General features: G+C 72.7%; 19 protein-coding genes. 12 read left to right on the forward strand and 7 right to left on the reverse strand.

Features of this window, described 5'->3' with window-relative positions; genetic code table 11:
- Window positions 1–37 precede the first annotated feature (37 nt).
- Together Q8791_RS19745 and Q8791_RS19750 are read left to right on the forward strand one after the other, a co-directional pair.
- Window positions 38–1,306, forward strand: coding sequence for a sensor histidine kinase (locus Q8791_RS19745; RefSeq protein ID WP_330093232.1), 1,269 nt, complete (start codon window positions 38–40; stop codon window positions 1,304–1,306).
- Entirely contained in the window at window positions 1,303–2,493 is a 1,191-nt protein-coding gene (locus tag Q8791_RS19750; RefSeq protein WP_330093233.1) for a sensor histidine kinase, read from the forward strand. The genes Q8791_RS19745 and Q8791_RS19750 overlap by 4 nt, the downstream gene beginning before the upstream one ends.
- A 142-nt stretch (window positions 2,494–2,635) precedes the next feature.
- Here the strand turns inward: Q8791_RS19750 and Q8791_RS19755 are convergent, their stop codons facing one another.
- From Q8791_RS19755 to Q8791_RS19765, 3 genes are all read right to left on the reverse strand, one after another.
- Window positions 2,636–3,376 (reverse strand): hypothetical protein, encoded by a 741-nt coding sequence (locus Q8791_RS19755; protein WP_330093234.1) that lies wholly within the window; start codon window positions 3,374–3,376, stop codon window positions 2,636–2,638.
- Window positions 3,377–3,528: 152 nt separating this feature from the next.
- The gene (locus Q8791_RS19760) at window positions 3,529–4,068 is read right to left on the reverse strand and encodes a hypothetical protein (RefSeq protein WP_330093235.1); all 540 of its coding nucleotides are present in this window, start codon (window positions 4,066–4,068) and stop codon (window positions 3,529–3,531) included.
- Between the two features lie 275 nt (window positions 4,069–4,343).
- Complete coding sequence (locus tag Q8791_RS19765; RefSeq protein WP_330093236.1) at window positions 4,344–4,907, reverse strand: gamma carbonic anhydrase family protein; 564 nt, start codon at window positions 4,905–4,907, stop codon at window positions 4,344–4,346.
- Window positions 4,908–5,302: 395 nt separating this feature from the next.
- Here Q8791_RS19765 and Q8791_RS19770 point away from each other — a divergent pair, with 395 nt between their 5' ends.
- The gene (locus Q8791_RS19770) at window positions 5,303–6,571 is read left to right on the forward strand and encodes an ATP synthase F0 subunit B (protein WP_330093323.1); all 1,269 of its coding nucleotides are present in this window, start codon (window positions 5,303–5,305) and stop codon (window positions 6,569–6,571) included.
- Between the two features lie 147 nt (window positions 6,572–6,718).
- Window positions 6,719–7,168: a GNAT family N-acetyltransferase gene (locus tag Q8791_RS19775; RefSeq protein ID WP_330093237.1), complete on the forward strand. Its 450-nt coding sequence runs from the start codon at window positions 6,719–6,721 to the stop codon at window positions 7,166–7,168.
- Between the two features lie 39 nt (window positions 7,169–7,207).
- Here the strand turns inward: Q8791_RS19775 and Q8791_RS19780 are convergent, their stop codons facing one another.
- Window positions 7,208–8,779 carry an MDR family MFS transporter gene (locus Q8791_RS19780; RefSeq protein WP_330093324.1) on the reverse strand — a complete coding sequence of 524 codons (1,572 nt, stop codon included), beginning with the start codon at window positions 8,777–8,779 and terminating at the stop codon, window positions 7,208–7,210.
- 404 nt (window positions 8,780–9,183) lie between these two features.
- Between Q8791_RS19780 and Q8791_RS19785 the strand changes: the two genes are divergently transcribed.
- Together Q8791_RS19785 and Q8791_RS19790 are read left to right on the forward strand one after the other, a co-directional pair.
- Window positions 9,184–9,783, forward strand: coding sequence for a TetR/AcrR family transcriptional regulator (locus tag Q8791_RS19785; protein WP_330093238.1), 600 nt, complete (start codon window positions 9,184–9,186; stop codon window positions 9,781–9,783).
- 310 nt (window positions 9,784–10,093) lie between these two features.
- The gene (locus Q8791_RS19790; protein WP_330093239.1) at window positions 10,094–10,771 is read left to right on the forward strand and encodes a class I SAM-dependent methyltransferase; all 678 of its coding nucleotides are present in this window, start codon (window positions 10,094–10,096) and stop codon (window positions 10,769–10,771) included.
- A 58-nt stretch (window positions 10,772–10,829) separates the two neighbouring features.
- Here the strand turns inward: Q8791_RS19790 and Q8791_RS19795 are convergent, their stop codons facing one another.
- Entirely contained in the window at window positions 10,830–11,210 is a 381-nt protein-coding gene (locus tag Q8791_RS19795) for a RidA family protein (RefSeq protein WP_330093240.1), read from the reverse strand.
- Window positions 11,211–11,403: 193 nt separating this feature from the next.
- Here Q8791_RS19795 and Q8791_RS19800 point away from each other — a divergent pair, with 193 nt between their 5' ends.
- The 4 genes from Q8791_RS19800 (at window position 11,404) to Q8791_RS19815 (ending at window position 15,089) form a co-directional block, all read left to right on the forward strand.
- Window positions 11,404–13,002, forward strand: coding sequence for an N-acyl-D-amino-acid deacylase family protein (locus Q8791_RS19800; RefSeq protein ID WP_330093241.1), 1,599 nt, complete (start codon window positions 11,404–11,406; stop codon window positions 13,000–13,002).
- Window positions 13,003–13,087: 85 nt separating this feature from the next.
- The gene (locus Q8791_RS19805; protein ID WP_330093242.1) at window positions 13,088–14,032 is read left to right on the forward strand and encodes a sugar kinase; all 945 of its coding nucleotides are present in this window, start codon (window positions 13,088–13,090) and stop codon (window positions 14,030–14,032) included.
- A gap of 311 nt (window positions 14,033–14,343) precedes the next feature.
- On the forward strand, window positions 14,344–14,841 hold the full coding sequence (locus Q8791_RS19810) for a DUF2975 domain-containing protein (RefSeq protein WP_330093243.1): 498 nt from the start codon (window positions 14,344–14,346) through the stop codon (window positions 14,839–14,841).
- Window positions 14,841–15,089 carry a helix-turn-helix domain-containing protein gene (locus Q8791_RS19815; protein ID WP_330093244.1) on the forward strand — a complete coding sequence of 83 codons (249 nt, stop codon included), beginning with the start codon at window positions 14,841–14,843 and terminating at the stop codon, window positions 15,087–15,089. The genes Q8791_RS19810 and Q8791_RS19815 overlap by 1 nt, the downstream gene beginning before the upstream one ends.
- A gap of 118 nt (window positions 15,090–15,207) precedes the next feature.
- Here Q8791_RS19815 and Q8791_RS19820 read toward each other — a convergent pair whose 3' ends face one another.
- On the reverse strand, window positions 15,208–15,525 hold the full coding sequence (locus Q8791_RS19820) for a hypothetical protein (protein WP_330093245.1): 318 nt from the start codon (window positions 15,523–15,525) through the stop codon (window positions 15,208–15,210).
- Window positions 15,526–15,749: 224 nt separating this feature from the next.
- Here Q8791_RS19820 and Q8791_RS19825 point away from each other — a divergent pair, with 224 nt between their 5' ends.
- Both Q8791_RS19825 and Q8791_RS19830 read left to right on the forward strand, forming a co-directional pair.
- A complete protein-coding gene (locus Q8791_RS19825; protein ID WP_330093246.1) occupies window positions 15,750–16,040 on the forward strand; it encodes a DUF6412 domain-containing protein in 291 nt (96 codons plus the stop codon).
- Between the two features lie 116 nt (window positions 16,041–16,156).
- A complete protein-coding gene (locus Q8791_RS19830; protein WP_330093247.1) occupies window positions 16,157–16,876 on the forward strand; it encodes a YidC/Oxa1 family membrane protein insertase in 720 nt (239 codons plus the stop codon).
- Window positions 16,877–16,922: 46 nt separating this feature from the next.
- Here Q8791_RS19830 and Q8791_RS19835 read toward each other — a convergent pair whose 3' ends face one another.
- On the reverse strand, window positions 16,923–17,540 hold the full coding sequence (locus Q8791_RS19835; protein ID WP_330093248.1) for a superoxide dismutase family protein: 618 nt from the start codon (window positions 17,538–17,540) through the stop codon (window positions 16,923–16,925).
- Window positions 17,541–17,799 lie beyond the last annotated feature (259 nt).

The following is a 17,799-nucleotide window of genomic DNA, read 5'->3' on the forward strand; positions in this document are numbered from 1 at the left end:
GGGGCGTCGGGTCGTACAGGCGGAGGGGACCGTGGGCATGGGGGAGAGGGCCGTCGATCCGGACGGGCTGAGCGCGAGGAACGCGACCCGGCTGCGGACCTCCCGGAGGATCACCGCCTGGTCGATGTACCCGTTGGCGCTGATCCAGATCTGCTGGACCGGCGTCGACGCCACCTACCTGGCGGACGCCGGCCTCCCGCTGTGGATGGCCGCGGTGTCGTCCGCCGCCGCGCTCGGCTCCGGTGTCCTGCTCCTCCTCATGATCCGGGGGCGCATCGACGGCCGACGCGCCGCCGACGGCCGGCTGGTGGTCTGGTCGCTCGCCCTGAGCCTCCTCGCCTTCGCCATGGTCCAGAACCTGCTCAACTCCGTCCTGGTCCTGGCTGCCTGGTGGGGGGTGGTCGCGAACGCCACACCCTCCCGGACGAGCCGGAACCTCGGCCTGGCGGTCGCGGCTCTGAGCTGGCTCAAGGCGCTCACCCTCCCCCTGGCCCTCGGGATGTCGCCGTTCGCCTTCACCTTCGCCTGGTCGGTCGGCATCGGGTTCGCACTGCTGCTGCGGGTCCTGTTCGCCTCGACCTTCTGGCTGTGGGACATCACCAACGACGCGATCCGCGGGCAGGCGGCGCGCGCCCGGCTGGCCGTCAGCGAGGAGCGCCTGCGCTTCGCCCGGGACATGCACGACCTGCTCGGCCACAGCCTGTCGGCGCTGGCGGTCAAGGCCGAACTGGCGAGCAGGCTCGCCACACGCGCGCCGGAACGGGCCAAGTCGGAGATGTCGGAGGTGCAGGACCTGGCCCGCTCGGCGTTGCAGCAGGTGCGGGGAGCCGTGAACGGTTACCGGGACGTGGACCTGGCGGGGGAGGTCGCGTCCGTGAGCGGCGTCCTCGAGGCGAACGGGACCAGGACGACCGTCACCGGCCTGGACGGTCTCGACCTCCCCCCGAACACCGCGGCCCTGGCCGCGTGGGTGGTGCGGGAGGGCGGCACCAACGTGCTCCGGCACAGCGAGGCCGACCGGTGCGCGGTGACGTTCACCCGGCTGCCGGGCCGTACCGCCCGACGGTCGACACTGGTGGTCGAGGTGTTCAACGACAGGGCGCGGGGCGCCGGTGACCGGGCTGCTTCCTCGGGCAACGGTCTGGCGGGCCTGTCGGAGCGCGTCTCCATGGGCGGCGGCACCCTGTCCGCGGCCAGGACCAAGGACGGCGGCTTCCTGCTGCGGGCGGTTCTCCCTCTACAAGGTGACGCCGGAGCGCGGACCCGATCGAGCAGTGCCCCCGGAGACCACGAGGAGAGCCGTTGAGGTACCACGGAGCCGACCCCGCCGGGAGTCGGCAGACCGAGCGCAAGCTCCGCGTGGCCCGGCGCATCATCCTCGGCTCGATGGTGTTCGTCCTCCTCGCCATGGTCGTCCTGCCGATCCTGGAGTTGGTGGCCGGAACCGAATCGGTGGTGCTGTGGAGAATCGTCCTGGCGGAGGCCGTCGCCGTCCCCCTCGGCGTGATCCTGCTGGTCATGCTCCGGGACCGGCTCGACGGGCGGCGCGACCCCAGCCCCGGGCTCTACTGGGGCTCGATCGCGATGGCCGTCGTCGCCTCCGCCGCCCTCCAGGTGCCCGTCAGCGGTATGTTCTTCCTCGGCGCGTGGTGGGGCGTCGCGGTGTTCGTGGCCTCCCGGGCGCGTGGCGCCCTCGTCAGCGTGTTCCTGCTGGTGCTGCCCTGGCTGCTGATCCCGTTGAGCCCCCTGGACATCCGGTTCGTCCCCTTCTTCCTGGCGTGGATCGTCTCGATCGTCTGGGCTCTCTTCCTCGCCGCGGGATCCCTCGCCTCCATCTGGCTGTGGGACGTCACCAACGACGCGGTGAAGGGCCAGAGGGCCAGGGCCCGGCTGGCGGTGACCGAGGAGCGGCTCCGCTTCGCCCGGGACATGCACGACCTGCTCGGCCACAGCCTGTCGGCGCTGGCGGTCAAGGCCGAACTGGCGAACAGGCTGGTCGATCGCGCGCCCGAGCGGGCCTCCGCGGAGATGGACGAGGTGCACGAACTCGCCCGCAAGGCGTTGCAGCAGGTGCGCAGCGCGGTGAGCGGCTACCGGGAGGTCGACCTCGCGGGGGAGGTGGCCTCGGTCGGTGCGGTCCTGTCGGCCAACGGGACGGTCGTGTCCGTCTCCGGCCTGGACGACCTGGCCCTGCCCCCGGAACAGGAGGCGCTGGCCGCGTGGGTGGTGCGGGAGGGCGGCACCAACGTGCTCCGGCACAGCGACGCCACCGCGTGCCAGATCGCCTTCACCTCGGCGAAGGACACCACCGTGGGCCGGGCCCTGGTGGTGGAGGTGTCCAACGACGGGGCGCGCGCCGGCGGCGCGCCCGAGGAGGCCTCCGGCAACGGTCTGGCGGGTCTGTCCGAGCGTGTCTCCATGGGCGGCGGCACCCTGTCCGCCGCCCGCACGAAGAACGGCGGTTTCCTGCTCCGGGCCGTCCTCCCGCTCTGAGACGGCCCCGGACGGCCCCGACCGTGTCGTGTGGCCCGGCCGCTGTCGGGCCCCGTCCCCGCGCCGCCGTCCCCGAGACCGGGGGCCGTCCGGGGCGGGAGCGCGGGGACCGGGGAGTTCCAGGAGACCGGGGACACCGGGGTCAGAGGACGCCCACCGACGCGAACGCCTCGTCGATGGCGGCGGACGCGTCGTCCCCGCCGGCCGTGTTGATACCGAGCATGAACGCGCCGTTCCGGTCGCCCGTCCGCACCAGGAGGAAGCGGCCGTAGGACGCCTCGTCCCCGCCGCCGTCCACCGCCACACCGAACGCGGGCGACCCGCCCACGTCGGTCTCGCCGGAGGGTTCGACCTCGAGTGAGGCGACGTCGGTGACCAGGCCGCCCAGCGACTCGACCGCGAGGCGTACCCCCGCCACGGACATCGGCTCCGCCGCGTGGAGCTGCTCGCTGCCGGTGACGATGATCGCGTCCGGGTCGTCCGCCGAACCGTACACGGCGTACGAGTAGTACTCCGGGGGGACCTCGTCGTCGCCGAGCCGCTGCCAGTCCTCTCCCGGGAGCTGGTAGGTCAGACCCGAACGCGGGTCCTCGACCGTGCCCTCGGGCGAGGGGGAGTCCCCTCCGGAGGCGTCGCCGTCCGCCTCGTCGTCCGAGGGCGAACCCTCGTCGGACGCGGCGGTGCCGCCGCCCGAGAAGGGGCCGCCGTCGGACAGGAACCAGCCGAGCCCGGCGGCGGTCACCAGCAGGAACACGAAGGTCACCGCGAGCGCGACGGCGAGTGTCACCTTGCGCGCCGGCTCGTCCTCCCCACCGGTCCTGCGACTGGAACGCTCGTTCGCACCGCCCCGGGGCTCATGGCGGTCCGGTTCGTCTGGGTACATCTGCGGCTCCTGGAAGGGTGTGCGCCTCGAGGGGACAGAAGGGGTCCTGAGAGGCCAATACCCCGTGAGGGCCGTGGCGGAGCGGCGGGAAGTGGCCGGATCAGGCCGATTTCGGGCGAACGGGAGGGGAGGCCGGACAACCGCTGAGCCGGTCAGTACGACCAGGGCGTGAGGGGCAGGCGGGGCAGCGCCCGCATCGTGAACGGCGTGGGGCGCGGGAGCTGGGACGGGCCGGCGTACGGCCGCTGCCGGGGGAGGAACCGGGGGCCGGTGAGCGGCGCCTCGGGCGGGCGGCTCTGCTCGGGAACCCGGCCGCGGTGCGACGGCCTGCCCGGTCTGGGCGGAGCATCGCCGGGCCTGGGAGACAGGTGGGAGCCCGGTGTGTGCCGTGTGGGGGGCGCGTCCTCCGGGGTGCCGCCGCCCTTCACCGGCCGCGTGTGCGGGGCCGGGGACGCGGGGGAGGGGACGGGATCCGCCCCGTCCGGCGCCTCGCCCTGTGCCCCGTCCGGCGGGTCGTCCCCGGCGGGCCGGGGGGAGAGGCCGAGGACGCGGTCGATCTCCGCGGCGCTGAGCGGCCGGTCGGCGACGGCCACGGCGATGAGGACCTCGGAGTAGAGGTCGATCTCGTCGAGGGCGACGTGGTCGTGGAGGGAGGGGCGCACGAGCGGACGCAGGTGTGTGTCGTCTTCCACGCGCGCCCACCTCCCGGAACGGTGTCGCGAGCGTGTGCCGGTGGCCTCCGGACCGGGCCTTCGTGGTTGCGGGCGCGACCAACCCGGCCCCACGGGCGTGAGGATTTCAGGCTACGCGGGGGCGTATCGGTCGCGCATGACTCGTGAGGACCAGTGGGGGCCCCACCCGGGTTAGCCATAAGTCCCGAATCGCCCATCCGTCCGGTGGTCCGGTGGTGGGGGAGGGGCGGACACGGCGGGTGTGCCGCCGCGTCCGCGTGGTCCGGGCCCGTGGATCAGGCCCAGACCACCTCCTGGTGCTGCACGGCGAGCGCCGCGTAGTGGGCGGGGGTGTGCGCGAGGACGAGCCGGTCGTTGTCGTTCAGTTCGCGGACCACCTTGCCGGGGACGCCCGCCCACAGGGTGCCGGGCGGGACCACCTTGCCGGGCGGGACGAGGGAGCCCGCCGCGACCAGCGCGCCCCGTCCCACGCGGGCGCCGCCGAGCACGATCGCGCCGATGCCGATGAGCGCCCCCTCCTCCACGACCGCCCCGTGCACCATGGCCTTGTGGCCGAGGCTCACGTCGTCGTGCAGGATCGCGGGCTGGCCCGGGTCGGAGTGCATGCCGCACTGGTCCTGGATGTTGACCCTGTCCCCGACCACGATGTCCTCGCCGTCGGCGCGCAGTACCGACCCGTACCAGACGCTGCTCTCGGCGCCCAGCCGAACGCGGCCGACCACGGTGGCGCCGGGGGCGATCCACGCGGTCGGGTGGATCTCGGGCCTCCCGAAGGGGGCGCCGCCGATGCGCGGGCCGAGGGGCCCGTCCTCCGTCTGGCCGTCCGTCGCACTACCCATGTCCTGGCCCTTCATACGTCGTCGCGGTGTGGCGGTCGTCCCCGTGCACGGTGAGACCGGCGGGAAGTTGACCGCTCTGCCCCCGTACGGGGATGATCGCGCATACCTTAGTAAGAACGTGACCGGGGTCCGCGCGGCGATCCACCCGTCGGGACTCTTGACGCGGCGGCGCCGCGCGTGTCTACCTTGGTCGTTTGGACGGTGTCCGCGACGTCACGCTCTGCTCGCGGCCGGTGCCCCTCATGCGGCCGAATCAGGGCAAACGGGACAAAATCGAGTGGATGTCGTTTCTAGGACTCGATGGGTCTTCCCAGGACAATGGGGTACGGGGCAACTCCCACGTTGGTACGACGTGCAGTCAAACGGTGTAAGGACATGAAGGGCACATGAGCGATATGTTGCCGGGCGGCGGACTCCAACAGGACCGGTTTCCGACGGTGCGCAAGGGCGGATACGACAAGGCGCACGTCGACGACTACTACGTACGGATGGACAACCAGTTCAAGAGCATCCGCGAGCGTTTGCAGCGGATGGACGACGAGCTGGAGCAGTACAAGCGCGACCTCGCCATCGCCCGCGAGAAGGCGCAGGTCAAGCCTGAGCACGAGCAGATCAGCGCGCGCATGGCGGAGATCCTCAGGATCGCCGAGGAGGAGGCCAAGGAGCGTCGCTCCAAGGTCGAGACCGAGGTGAAGGAGATCGAGAAGGGCGCTCAGGAGGAGATCGCCAAGCACCGCAAGGACGCGGAGTCGCACGCCGAGCGCATCGTCTCCTCGGCGCGCGCGGAGGCCCATGAGATGGTCTCCGCCGCCAAGCAGGAGTCCGACCAGGTGCGCGAGCAGGCCAAGCAGGAGGGCGACCGCCGTCTGGGCGAGGCCGAGGCCCGCGCGAAGAAGATCCACGACACGGCGGACCGTCGACTGGCCACTCTGACCGCCACGCACGCCGAGGCGCTGCGGCGCCTCAAGGACATGCACTCGACCCTGGCCGACCTGGTCGAGGCCGAGGACAAGGCGGGCGCGCTGGAGACCGGCCTGTCGAGGGAGGACGCCGTCACCCCGGCCGCGGAGCACAAGCCCGCGCAGGCCGGGCCGGCGGCCGCGGCCAAGCCCGCGCCCAAGGCCGCGGGTCCCGAGGCGGAGAAGCCCCGTCCGGAGCAGGTCCGGTCCGAGGCGTCCCAGGCGGTCAAGCCCGACGCGGGTGCCAAGCCCGAGTCCGGCCCCAAGGCCGAGTCGGGGCCCAAGCCTGCCCCGGAGCAGAAGGACGAGGCCACCACCAAGCTGCCTCCGCTCCAGCAGGGGCCGGACCAGGCCACGGTGCGCATCAAGCCCGTGGTCAGGCCGGACCAGCAGGTCAGGCAGGACGCGCCGAAGCCTGTCGGCGCGTCGCAGGAGGAGGGGGCGAAGGACGGTGGCGACGCCGGATCGGCTCCCCGTCCGCCTCAGGGAGCCCGGTTCACCGGGCCCGCGCCGGAGGGCCCGCAGGAGCGGCAGCAGGCCCAGCCCGCCCCGCAGGCCCAGCTCGGCCAGCAGGCCCCGGCCGCACCGCCCGCGGGCGACGCGGGCGGCGACCCCGGGATCACCGGCCTCTACCGGCGTCCGGAGTCCGGACCGAACCAGCCGCCCACGGGGGACGACGGAGTCCGGGTCATCCGGAAGCCGTAGCCGTCGGGCACTCCGCGGTCGGTACGCCGACCTTCGCGGAACAGGCGATCCAGGGGTGGGGACTCAGTCCCCACCCCTCGGTGATTTGTGGCCGGTTGTAGGGGGACGTCCGCCTTGTCGCAGGCTGTCGGCTACGATTCCGGAGCCATGATTATCCGCGCGGCCATCCGGTCCGACCTCGGTGCGATTCTGCGTCTCCTGCGTGAACTCGGCGACACGACCCACACGCAGAGCGCGAACGTTCGCATGTCCTCAGCGGCCGTGCGGGCCTGGACCCGGATGGAGACCGACCCTGACCGTACCGTCCTGGTCGCGGAGCAGCGGGGCCAGATCATCGGCACCCTCGACCTGCTGGTCGTCGCCAACCTCACACACGACGCCCAGCCCTGGGCCGTGGTGGACAACCTGGTGGTCGATCCGCTGACCCGGGGCCGGGGCATCGGCCGGGCGCTCATGGAGGACGCACTGGACCGCGCCACGCGGGCCGGGTGCTACAAGGTCGAGCTGCTGTCACACGAGAGCAGGCACGGCGCGCACCGGTTCTACGCGGCCCTGGGCTTCGACAACTCCGCCGAGGGCTTCCGCCGCTACCTCTGAGGCCGGGCCGGACAGCGCACTCCCGACCCGGCCCGGACGTCACCTCCGCGTCCGCCGCGCCTTCCGGGCCGCCTTCGGCGCCTTCGCCTGGGCGCCGCCGCGCAGCGGCACGCCCCTCATGAACGCCACGGCCACCAGCCCCAGCAGCGCGATCGGCACACCGGCGGTGAACACGCCCTGCATCGCGTGGTCGAAGGCGCTGACGATCACGTCGCGCACCGGTTCGGGGAGCGCGTGCACCAGGTCGGGCGACCCCTGCGCCGCCTCGGCGGCGTCGGCGAGCCCGACCGACAGCTCGGCGGCCCCCGACTCCACCCCGGCCTCGGCGTCCGCCGCGCCCTGGGCCCGCGCCGCGGCCGCGGCCTGTGCCAGCTCGGTGTTGAGCCGCCCCACCATCACCGCGCCGAACGCGGCGACGCCGGTGGCGCCGCCCAGGTTGCGGAAGAACACGACGGAGGCCGTGCCCGACGCCATGTCCGCGACGGGCAGGGAGCTCTGGGTGGCCAGCAGGAGGAGCTGCATGTTCAGGCCGAAGCCGAGGCCGACCAGGGCCTGGCCGACGACGACCGTGGTCAGCCCCGGGTCGAGGTGGGCCTGGCCGAGGGCGACGAACCCGACGACGCACAGCAGCATGCCGACGACCGGGTAGGCCTTCCACCGGCCGCTCCCGCTCACCGCGTAGCCGGAGCCGATCGACGTGAGCAGGAACGACGCCACCAGCGGGAGCGTCATCATGCCGGACACCGTCGGTGACATCCCGTGGACCATCTGGAGGTACTGCGGCATGTAGATGATGAGGCCGAACATCATCATGCCGACGCACACCGAGCCGAGCGAGGCCAGCACGAACGTGCGGTCGCGGAACAGGCGCGCGGGGATGATCGGCTCCTTGGCGCGGCGCTCCACGAACACGGCCGCCAGGGTGAGCAGGACGGCGGCCGCGCCCAGGGCGTACGCCAGGGGCGAGTTCCACGCGATCTGGGTGCCGCCCAGGCTGAGCAGGACGATCACGGTGCTCGCGGAGCTGAAGATCAGTCCGGCCCCCGCCCAGTCCACGGGCGCGTCGCGGCGGGGCACGAACGGCATGTTGAACAGGAACTGGATGACGACGAACGCGACCACGGCCAGCGGCACGGTGATGAGGAAGCACCAGCGCCAACCGAGCGGGCTGTCCACCAGGAACCCGCCGACCAGCGGGCCGAGGACGGTGGACACACCGAAGACCATGCCGATGAGTCCGCTGTAGCGACCGCGCTCCCGCGGTGAGACGACGTCGCCGAGGATGATGTTGGGCAGCGTGGCCAGACCGCCGACGCCCAGCCCCTGGAGGGCGCGGGCGGCGATCAGCCAGTTGATGTCCTGGGCCAGGCCCGCGGCGACCGACGCGACGATGAAGATGCCCAGTGCCACCTGGAAGAGGAGCTTGCGGCCCCAGATGTCGGAGAGCTTGCCCCACACGGGGGTGGACGCGGTCATGGTCAGGAGGGCGGAGGTGGCGACCCAGGCCAGCCGGTCCTGGCCGCCCAGTTCGCCCATGATCGTGGGCAGGGCCGTGCCGACGATGGAGTTGGTGAGCATCGAGGTGAGCATGGCCAGGACGAGGCCGACCATGATGCGGTGCACGACGCGGCGCGGAGGCAGCGCGGGGCCGTCGTCCACGGGGGAGTCCGGCGCCGCAGGAGGGGGCGGGGCGGTGCGGACGGTGGAGGAGCCGGGAGTTCCGGTGGTGGGATGGTCGGAGGAATCAGTGCCCACTGTGTGGGCCGTCAATGTCTTCTGGGGGATGCTCCGGGATTCTCCTTCGTCACGCAACGGCTCTTCCACAGGTCCCCCGATCGTGGACGCACGAAAGCCCCGCGGCTCAGTGCCGGGGGCGACGTCCTCCCTCTGGTATAGGTAAACGGTGTTGACCTGTCAAATCGGTATCTCTGCTCCCGTTTCGGTATGCACGGGGTGTTCGGAGGTGCCAACCTGGAATCCTGAATGCCAGATCACGGCCGCCGAGGGGTATGCAGATGGACCGTCCGGACGAAACCGGAAGCGGTACCGGGCCGACACGCGGCCGGGAAGTGACGAGGGCCCGTATTCTCGCCAGCGCCCGCGAACTGTTCACCGATGAGGGGTATGGTTCCGTCTCCTCACGGATGATCGCCTCCCACGCGGGCGTCAACGTCGCGCTGATCAACCGCTACTTCGGGGCCAAGCGCGGCCTCCTGACCGAGATCCTGCGCGAGGACGGCGTCTTCCCGGGGCTGATCGAGGGGGACCACGACACCCTCACACGGAGACTCGCCGAGCACGCGGTCAGCCGACTCCACGGCGAGGGGACCGCGCTCCAGCGAGCCCTCGACGACTCGGCGGGCGACCCCGACCTCCAGGCGGTCTACCAGGGGCGGATCACCACCGCGATGATCGACCCGCTGGCCGCCTACCTGGGCGGGGACGGGGCACGGGCGCACGGATCGCTGGTGGCGGCGGTCATGCTGGGGCTGAGCCGCGTGCGGCTGGTCGAGGGGGCGACGGCTCTGAGGGCGCTCGACCGCGAACGGCTCACAGCCCGGATCCAGGCCCTGCTCGACCTGTGCCTGGAGGACTTCACCGAACCCGCCGTCTAGGCGGAGCCGGGAGGCGCCGCGCCCGTTGCCCCGGAGGGCGGTGGGCGCCCGGTCGGGAGGGCACGCGTGCCCCGTCCCGTCCTCCGCGCCCGTTCTACTGTGGTCGAAAGCACTTTTCCGACCGTGCCATCCGTTTTCTGTTCTCCGGGTGTTCTGCGCCGTTCTCCGGCCGGTTTCCGCGTTTTCGCGGACCGCGCTTTCCGGCGCGGAGATGTTTCGTCCCGGATCCGTCGGCACGCTTTGCCGTATCGGCAAAGAATGCGGGGTTCGGTGCGCCGCTCGTGAAGAGTGGGACGCGGAGGTGGTCCACATGGCCCACGAGCACACGGGACACGGTCACGGTCACGGCACGGAGACGCCCGGCATTCCTGTGACGGAGCAGGACTGGGACGAGCGCTACGCCTCGGCCCCCGCGATCTGGAGCGGCAACCCCAACCGCCACCTGGTCGCCGAGGCGGAGGGGCTGGCGGCCGGAAGGGCGCTTGACGTCGGCAGCGGGGAGGGCTCGGACGCGGTGTGGCTGGCCGGACACGGGTGGGAGGTGACCGCCGTCGACATCTCGAACGTGGCGCTGGAGCGTGCCGCCGCCCACGCGGCGGAACACGGCGCGGAGGTCGCCGGACGGATCACCTGGCGGCAGGCCGACATCACCGCGTGGTCGCCGCCCGCCGACGCGTTCGACCTGGTGTCGGCGCAGTACATGCACCTGCCCCCGGAGGCGAGGTCGCGCCTGGTCGGCGGGCTCGCGGAGGCGGTCGTGCCGGGGGGAGAGCTCCTGATCGTCGCGCACCACCCGCGCGACCTCGCGGACGGCGTCCCGCGTCCGCCCATCGAGGAGATGTTCTACACGGGTGACGAGCTGGTCGCGGCGCTCCCCGAGAACGGGTGGACCGTGCTGGTCGACGAGGCCCGCCGGGGGGAGCAGACCCTCGACGGCGTGACCTACACGACCCACGACCTGGTGTTCCGCGCCCGCCGGGACTCCTGACCCGGCCGCCGGGCCGTGCCGCCCGTCGGGGCGGGCGGCACGGCGGGTACGGGACGCGTCAGTCGCGGAGCTTGGCGACGACGTCGATCTCGACGAGGATGTTCGCCAGGTCGGAGCCCACGGTCGTGCGCACGGGGTAGGGGGCGGAGAAGTGCTCCTCGTAGACGGCGTTGAACTCGGGGAAGTCCGCCCTGAGGTTCTCCAGGTGGACGGTCGCCTTGACGACGTCGTCCAGGGTCAGGCCCTGCTCGGCGAGCACGGCGGACACGTTGGCCAGCACCTGGGCGGTCTGCTCGCCCACGGTCGGCGCCACCTGGCCGGTCTCGGGGTCCTGGGGGCCGAAGCCCGCCGTGTACAGGAACCCGCCCGCGACGACTCCCTGGCTGTACGCGCCGGCGGGGGCGGGGGCCTTGTCGGTACGGATCGCCTTCTTGGACATCGGGGAACTCCTCTGGTCGGGTGTCACGTGCGCATGCGCGCGCCGGTGCTCGTACAGAATCGCAGCCGGCCGGAAGCACATTTATTGGCAACAAAGTTACCAATTATCCTCGGGGCAGCGTATCTTGGGTCACACCGACCACCGCCCGGCGGCACGCCGGGACAGGCGGACCGGGGCCCCGAACGGAGGAACAGTGCAGCCTGAGACGGTACTCACCGGCGGACGGGTCATCGACGGTACCGGGGGGCCGTCCCGGAGTGCGGACCTCGTGCTGCGCGGAGGGCGCATCAGCGAGGTGGTCCGGCCGGGAGGCGCCCGCGGCGCCGGGAACACGGTGGACGTGACCGGGCTCGCCGTCGCCCCGGGGTTCATCGACATGCACTCCCACTCGGACCTGGCCGTCCTCGCCGACCCCGCGCACGAGGCCAAGACCCTCCAGGGCGTCACCCTGGAGGTCCTCGGACAGGACGGCCTCGGCTACGCCCCCGTCACCGACGACACCGCCGGCGAGCTCCGCGCCCAGCTCGCCGGGTGGAACGGCACCCCCGACCTCGACCACTCCTGGCGCACCGTCGGCGAGTACCTCGACCGCGTCGACGCCGGGGCGCCCGTCAACGCCGCCTACCTCGTCCCCCAGGGCAACGTGCGCATGGCCGTGCTCGGCGGCGACGACCGCCCGCCCACCCCCGCCGAACTCGACCGCATGCGCGCGATCGTCGCCCAGGGCATGGCGGACGGCGCGCACGGCCTCTCCAGCGGGCTCACGTACACCCCCGGCATGTACGCCACCGACGACGAGATCGTCTCCCTGCTCGCCCCCGTCCGGGCGGCGGGCGGCTACTACTGCCCCCACCACCGCAACTACGGTTCGAGGGTCGTGGAGTCCTACCAGGAGTGCCTCGACGTCGCCCGCCGCGCGCACGTCGCCCTCCACCTCGCGCACTGCCACGTCAACTTCCCGCTGAACCGGGGCCGCGCCCCCGAGGTCCTCGACGCCATCGACGAGGCCACCGTCCGGCACGGGGTCGACGTCACCCTGGACAGCTACCCCTACCAGGCCAGCGCCACCTACCTCGGCGCCCCTCTGCCCAGCTGGGCGCAGACCGGCGGCACCGCCGCCACCCTGGACCGCCTGCGCGACCGGCCGACCCGCGCGCGCGTCCTGCGCGAGATCGAGGTGGAGGGCACCGACGGAAACCACGGCGTCCCCATGGACTGGGACGCCATCGTCATCACCGGCGTCGCCGAGCCCTCCCTGGCATGGGCCGTCGGCTCGTCCGTCGCCGACCTCGCGGCGAAGCGCGGCGAGCGCCCCGGCGACCTCTACATGGACCTGCTCGTCGCCGACGAGCTGCGGAGCGGCTGCCTGCTCCGGGTCGGCAACGAGGAGAACATCCGCACCATCATGCGCCACAGCGCCCACACCGCCGGGAGTGACGGCATTCTCGTCGGAGCCAAGCCGCACCCGCGCGGCTGGGGGACGTTCCCCCGGTACCTCGGCCACTACGCCCGCGAACTCGGGGTCCTCACCCTGGAGGAGTGCGTCCAGCACCTCACCTCGCGGCCCGCCCGCAGGCTCGGGCTCAGCGATCGGGGGGTCGTCCGGCCGGGCGCCGTCGCCGACCTGGTGGTGTTCGACCCCGACACCGTGGCCGCGCGCGCCACCTACGAGGAGCCCCGCCGGTCACCGGAGGGCATCCACCACGTCCTGGTGGCCGGGGAGTTCACGGTGAGGGACGGGCGCCGCACCGACCGCCTTCCGGGCAGGTCCGTGCGGAGGAACCGGAGCTGAGCGCGCACACTGGAGGGGTGCGGCCGGGCATGCCGCCGACCGGACGGCCGGCGACGCGGCCCACGGGACGGAAGGGGACTCGGTAGTGACGACGAGCGGGATCGACGCGGTCTGCGTCGGCGAGACCATGGCCGTGCTCACCTCGCCCGAGGCGCTCGCGGCCGGAACCCGGCTCCAGGTGGGCACCGGGGGCGCCGAGTCCAACGTGGCCGTCGCCCTGTCCCGGCTCGGGCACGCGTCGGCCTGGGTGAGCAGGGTCGGCGACGACCCCTTCGGCCGGATCGTCACCGACGCCGTGGCCAGGTGGGGCGTGGACGTGCGCGGCGTCGTCGTGGACCCCGAACGCCCCACCGGCCTGTACGTCAAGGACACCGCGCCCGGCGGGGCGGGGGTCCTCTACTACCGTGCGGGGTCGGCGGCGTCCGAGCTGTCGGCCGCCGACGCCGACCGGGTGTGGTCGCGGGGGGCGCGGATCGTGCACCTGTCCGGCATCACCCCGGCGCTGTCCGCCCGTGCGTCGGCCCTGGTCGAGCACCTGCTGGACCGGCGGACCGGCAACGGGGCGCTGCGCTCCTTCGACGTCAACCACCGGCCCGCGCTGTGGGCGCCGAGGGTCGCCGCGCCGGTGCTGCTCGACCTCGCCCGGCGCGCCGACGTGGTGTTCGTGGGGCGGGACGAGGCCGAGAGGCTGTGGGGCACGCCGACCGCCGAGGACGTCCGCGCCGTGCTGCCGGAGGTCCGGGTGCTGGTCGTCAAGGACGCGGAGCACGGCGCGACGTGCTTCGAGGGCGACGTGGAGGTGTTCGCCCCGTCCCCGGAGGTCGAGGTGGTGGAGGCGGTCGGCGCGGGCGACGCGTTCGCCGCGGGGTTCCTGTCGGGGATGCTCGACGGGCTCCCCGCCGAGCGGCGGCTGCGGCTCGGCCACGCGGTCGCGGGCGCGGTCCTGCGTTCGCCCGGGGACACGCTGGACGTGCTGCCCGACGGCGTCGCCGAGATCCGCGGGACGGGCGCCGGGGAGGCGGGGGAGTAGGGGCGTTCCCACGGCGTCCGGGCCTCACGCGGGTCCGGGGGCATCGGCGGGAACCGGCCCGTCGCGGTACGCCGACCGGAGGGCGGCCCCTGCCCGGTGCGCCGGCGGATACGCGACCGCCCGCCGGAGGACGCGTCCCGGCGTCGTGCCCGCGGTGCCGTCCCGTGCGGAGGAACCGGCCCGAGCCGTGCGCCCGGGCATGCGGCCCGCCCCCTCCGGCTGTGCGGCTCCCACCCGAGGGCTCCGCTCCGGCCTCACCGCCCCACCGTGCACCTATTGACTTTCGATAGGAAACGATCGATTATCGATGCATGCACAGGTACTTCACCCCCCTCCTCCGTGCCGCCATCGCCATGGCCGTCCTGGTCGGGCTCTTCGGTCAGTTCGTGGTCATCCCGGGGGTGGCGGCCGACGAGGTCGACCTCTTCCCGCCCTACGCGCCGCTCCAGGTGCCCTACGTGACGGCGGCGGTCCTCGGGGTCGCCTGCGTCCAGGTCGCCCTCATCGCGGTGTGGATGCTGCTGGCCATGGTCCGGCGCGACGCGATCTTCACCGAGAGGGCCTTTCTCTGGGTGGACGTCGTCATCGGGGCCACCGTCGTGGCGACGCTGATCACGGCCGGTGTCACCGCGCACCTGCTCGTGGCCGACATCCCGTCGCCGGACGACGGCATGGACATGCTCGCGGCGCTGGGGGCGTCGTTGGTGACCACCTGCGTGGGCGCGTTCTTCGCGATGCTGCTCGTCCTCATGCGCGGTCTCCTGCGCAAGGCGACCGACCTGCAGACCGAGATCTCCGAGGTGGTCTGATGGCGATCATCGTCGACCTGGACCTCCTGCTCGTCCGGCGCGACATGTCGGTCGGGGAGTTCGCCGAGGCCGTCGGGATCACACCCGCCAACATCGCCGTCCTCAAGAACGGCCGCGCCAAGGCGGTGCGCTTCACCACCCTCGACGCGATCTGCCGCACGTTGGACTGCCAGCCCGGCGACGTCCTGCACTGGGTGCCCGACGACGAGGTGCCCGACGACGAGGGGCCGGACGCCGACCAGGGGTAGCCGGTCCTCCTCCGCCCCGGGCACCCGCCCCGACGGGTCTGCACGGGGGCCCGCACGGGGGCGTGCACGGGGCCCGGCCTCCGTGGGCGGGCCGCCGTGCGACGGGCTCGGTGCGGACTCAGCCGATGACGATCGCCCCGGCCAGGACCGGGTCGCCGAAACTCACCGTGCCGTGCCCCGAGGCCAGGGCGCGGCTGCCCTGGCAGCTCGTGCCCGAGAAGAGCGCGAACTTGACCTTGGCCTCCGTCGAGATCTCGGTGACGCCGCCCTGCCCGGTCTTGAGGGCGCGGCAGCCGCCGTTCTCCACGGTCTGCTGGTAGCCGGACTCGAAGGTGACCCGCACGGGGGACGCCTGGTCCTCTCTGCTCGACAGCCCGGCGATCGCTCCGGCGATGGTGGCGGACATGGTGGCGAGGTTCGCAGGGCGGATCGGCACGGGACTCCCCTTTTCGACCGGGTTCGCTCGGGCACGACGGCGCCTGGCGAGTGCGGAGGTGGTTACTCTGTGTCATTTAGCTACAGGGTCCCGCGAAAGGTGAGGAGCCCCGGCGGAGTGTCGGAGGATTTCTCCGTGCCGCAACGGGCGTTGTCGGACCGAAACACCACGGATAGGATGCGTGTCGACCCGCCAGCACGGAGAGAGCCAGGGAGGAGAGCGGCATGGGACTCCTTCTCGCGCTCTTCGAGTTCCTCATGCTGGGCTTCGTACCCTCCGAGCTCCTGCCCGCGCCCGGGTCCCTGGCACTGCTGGTCGCCGCCGTCGGCGCGGCCATCGCCCTTCTCGTCCTCCACGGCGCCGCCCTGTGGCCCGTCGGTGACACCGCCACGGGCGCCGCGCACGCGATGCGCCGCAGGTCGGCGCGCCTGCCCGTGCTCACGCTCCGAGACCCCGACGCGGCCGGGCGGCCCCGTCCGAGGGCTCCCGGGGCGGCCCTTCCGGCCGCTCGCTGACCGTCACGGCACACCCGTACGACGACCGTTCCACGCGTGTGCCCGCGCCCCTCGCGGGGGCGCGGTCCGAGCGGCCCGACGTCTGTCTCCCACTCCGGACGAAGGGCCGACCCACCTTGTACAGCCTCGGGCCGATCGCGGCCGCCATGACCCTGCTCTCGGCGATCCTCGCCACGTTCACGACCCTGCTCACGCCGCTCACCGGCGGCCTCGCCACCGGGCTCGCGGTGGTCGCACTGACCGTCGTCGTCCGACTCCTGCTCGTCCCGCTGGGGGTGATGCAGGTCCGCGCGGAGAAGACGCGGGCGCGTATCGCGCCGCGCCTGGCGGAGATCACCGCGAAGCACCGGAACAACCCCGAGAAGCTCGTCGCCGAGCAGCGCAGGGTGTACAGCGAGGAGGGCACCTCGCCGTTCGCGGGCTGTCTGCCCGCCCTCGCCCAGATGCCCGTGGTCGTCGCCCTCTACGGGGTGTTCATCGGGGCCGGGGGGACGGACGACCCGATGCTGGCGCACACGTTCGGCGGCGTCGAACTGAGCGCGACCATGACGGCGAGTGCCGACGGTTTCCTGGTGGCCCCGGTGTTCGCGGCGCTGATCGGCCTGATCGCGCTCGTGGCGTGGGCGAACCGCCGCTACCTGATGCTCCCCGTGATGCGCGCGAACGCGGCGGCCAATCCCGGCATGCCGCAGATGGCCGGTCCGCTGACCTACATGCAGTACATGACCGTCGTGATCGCCGCGTTCGTGCCGCTCGCCGCGGTCCTCTACCTGCTGACCTCCACGGCGTGGGCGCTGGGCGAGCGCCTTCTGCTGCGCCGCCTGCTCCCGGACTGACCGTCCGCCCGCGCGCCCCGTGGGCCGTGCTCCGCATCGGGGCGGCTCAGAACTCGACCGTGACGCAGGCGAGGCGGTCCCCGGCGGTGCCCGCCTCGCCGTGCCCCGTCATGGTGTGCTGCTCGTGCAGCACCAGGGACCGGGCCTCGCCCTCGCGGAACTCCCAGTCGACGGTGGCCGAGGACTGGGCGTTGCCGCTCCCGTCCGTGGTGAAGTCGAGCCAGACCTCGTTCTCGGGGTTGGCGTACGCGGGGTCGGACGAGGGCTCGTCCGCGGTCGCGGCCGGGTCGGGGTCGTTCTGGTAGTGGGGGCCCGCGTCCTCCGGCCTCTCCCCGCAGGGCTGGGTGTGCACGTGGGCGCCGAAATCGCGGTCGGCCTCCAGGCTGGTCCCGGTGAACTGCACGTACGTCTCCCCGTCCTGGACGCGGACCTGCACGTCGGACGTCGCCCCCTCGGGCACGGCGGTCTCGTCGTAGGTGACGGCCCCCACGCCCTCGGCCGGCAGCATGAAGATGGACGCGGTCACGCTGGGGGAGGCGGTCGGCTGGGAGACGGGCGGGGCCGAGGACGCCGAACCGTCGCTGGTCTCCTGATCGGACTGCGCACACCCGGTGGCGAGGAACGCGGTCAGGGCCAGGCCGACGGTGAGCGGTGACGTGCGCATGACGGAACTCCCGGTGTGTTCTCGACGGTCGTCCGCAACATTACCCAAGGTGACAAGCGGATAACTGGATGTACGGAACGCTGTACGTCGGTGAGGGGAAGGCCGTCCTGAGTGTGAAGGGCCTCGGGGGAGGGGCCGTGCGCAACAGGTCGGGACGCCTTCCGGCCTCCTCGACAGTGGGGATCGTACCGCCGGTACACCGCCGACAGGCCGTCAACGCCTCGTGCAGTGTGCGTGTTCGTGCGGTCCGACGCCCGAT

The sequence above is a fragment of the Nocardiopsis codii genome (assembly GCF_036327455.1).
Taxonomy (GTDB): domain Bacteria; phylum Actinomycetota; class Actinomycetes; order Streptosporangiales; family Streptosporangiaceae; genus Nocardiopsis; species Nocardiopsis codii.

Bases quoted from the DNA above. Each gene is read 5' to 3' on its own strand.
- Q8791_RS19810 (WP_330093243.1), top strand. From the start codon at position 14,344: ATGCACAGGTACTTCACCCCCCTCCTCCGTGCCGCCATCGCCATGGCC.
- Q8791_RS19795 (WP_330093240.1), bottom strand. From the start codon at position 11,210: ATGTCCAAGAAGGCGATCCGTACCGACAAGGCCCCCGCCCCCGCCGGC.
- Q8791_RS19770 (WP_330093323.1), top strand. From the start codon at position 5,303: ATGTTGCCGGGCGGCGGACTCCAACAGGACCGGTTTCCGACGGTGCGC.
- Q8791_RS19785 (WP_330093238.1), top strand. From the start codon at position 9,184: ATGGACCGTCCGGACGAAACCGGAAGCGGTACCGGGCCGACACGCGGC.
- Q8791_RS19835 (WP_330093248.1), bottom strand. From the start codon at position 17,540: ATGCGCACGTCACCGCTCACCGTCGGCCTGGCCCTGACCGCGTTCCTC.
- Q8791_RS19755 (WP_330093234.1), bottom strand. From the start codon at position 3,376: ATGTACCCAGACGAACCGGACCGCCATGAGCCCCGGGGCGGTGCGAAC.
- Q8791_RS19780 (WP_330093324.1), bottom strand. From the start codon at position 8,779: ATGGTCGGCCTCGTCCTGGCCATGCTCACCTCGATGCTCACCAACTCC.
- Q8791_RS19745 (WP_330093232.1), top strand. From the start codon at position 38: ATGGGGGAGAGGGCCGTCGATCCGGACGGGCTGAGCGCGAGGAACGCG.
- Q8791_RS19790 (WP_330093239.1), top strand. From the start codon at position 10,094: ATGGCCCACGAGCACACGGGACACGGTCACGGTCACGGCACGGAGACG.
- Q8791_RS19825 (WP_330093246.1), top strand. From the start codon at position 15,750: ATGGGACTCCTTCTCGCGCTCTTCGAGTTCCTCATGCTGGGCTTCGTA.
- Q8791_RS19815 (WP_330093244.1), top strand. From the start codon at position 14,841: ATGGCGATCATCGTCGACCTGGACCTCCTGCTCGTCCGGCGCGACATG.
- Q8791_RS19775 (WP_330093237.1), top strand. From the start codon at position 6,719: ATGATTATCCGCGCGGCCATCCGGTCCGACCTCGGTGCGATTCTGCGT.
- Q8791_RS19765 (WP_330093236.1), bottom strand. From the start codon at position 4,907: ATGGGTAGTGCGACGGACGGCCAGACGGAGGACGGGCCCCTCGGCCCG.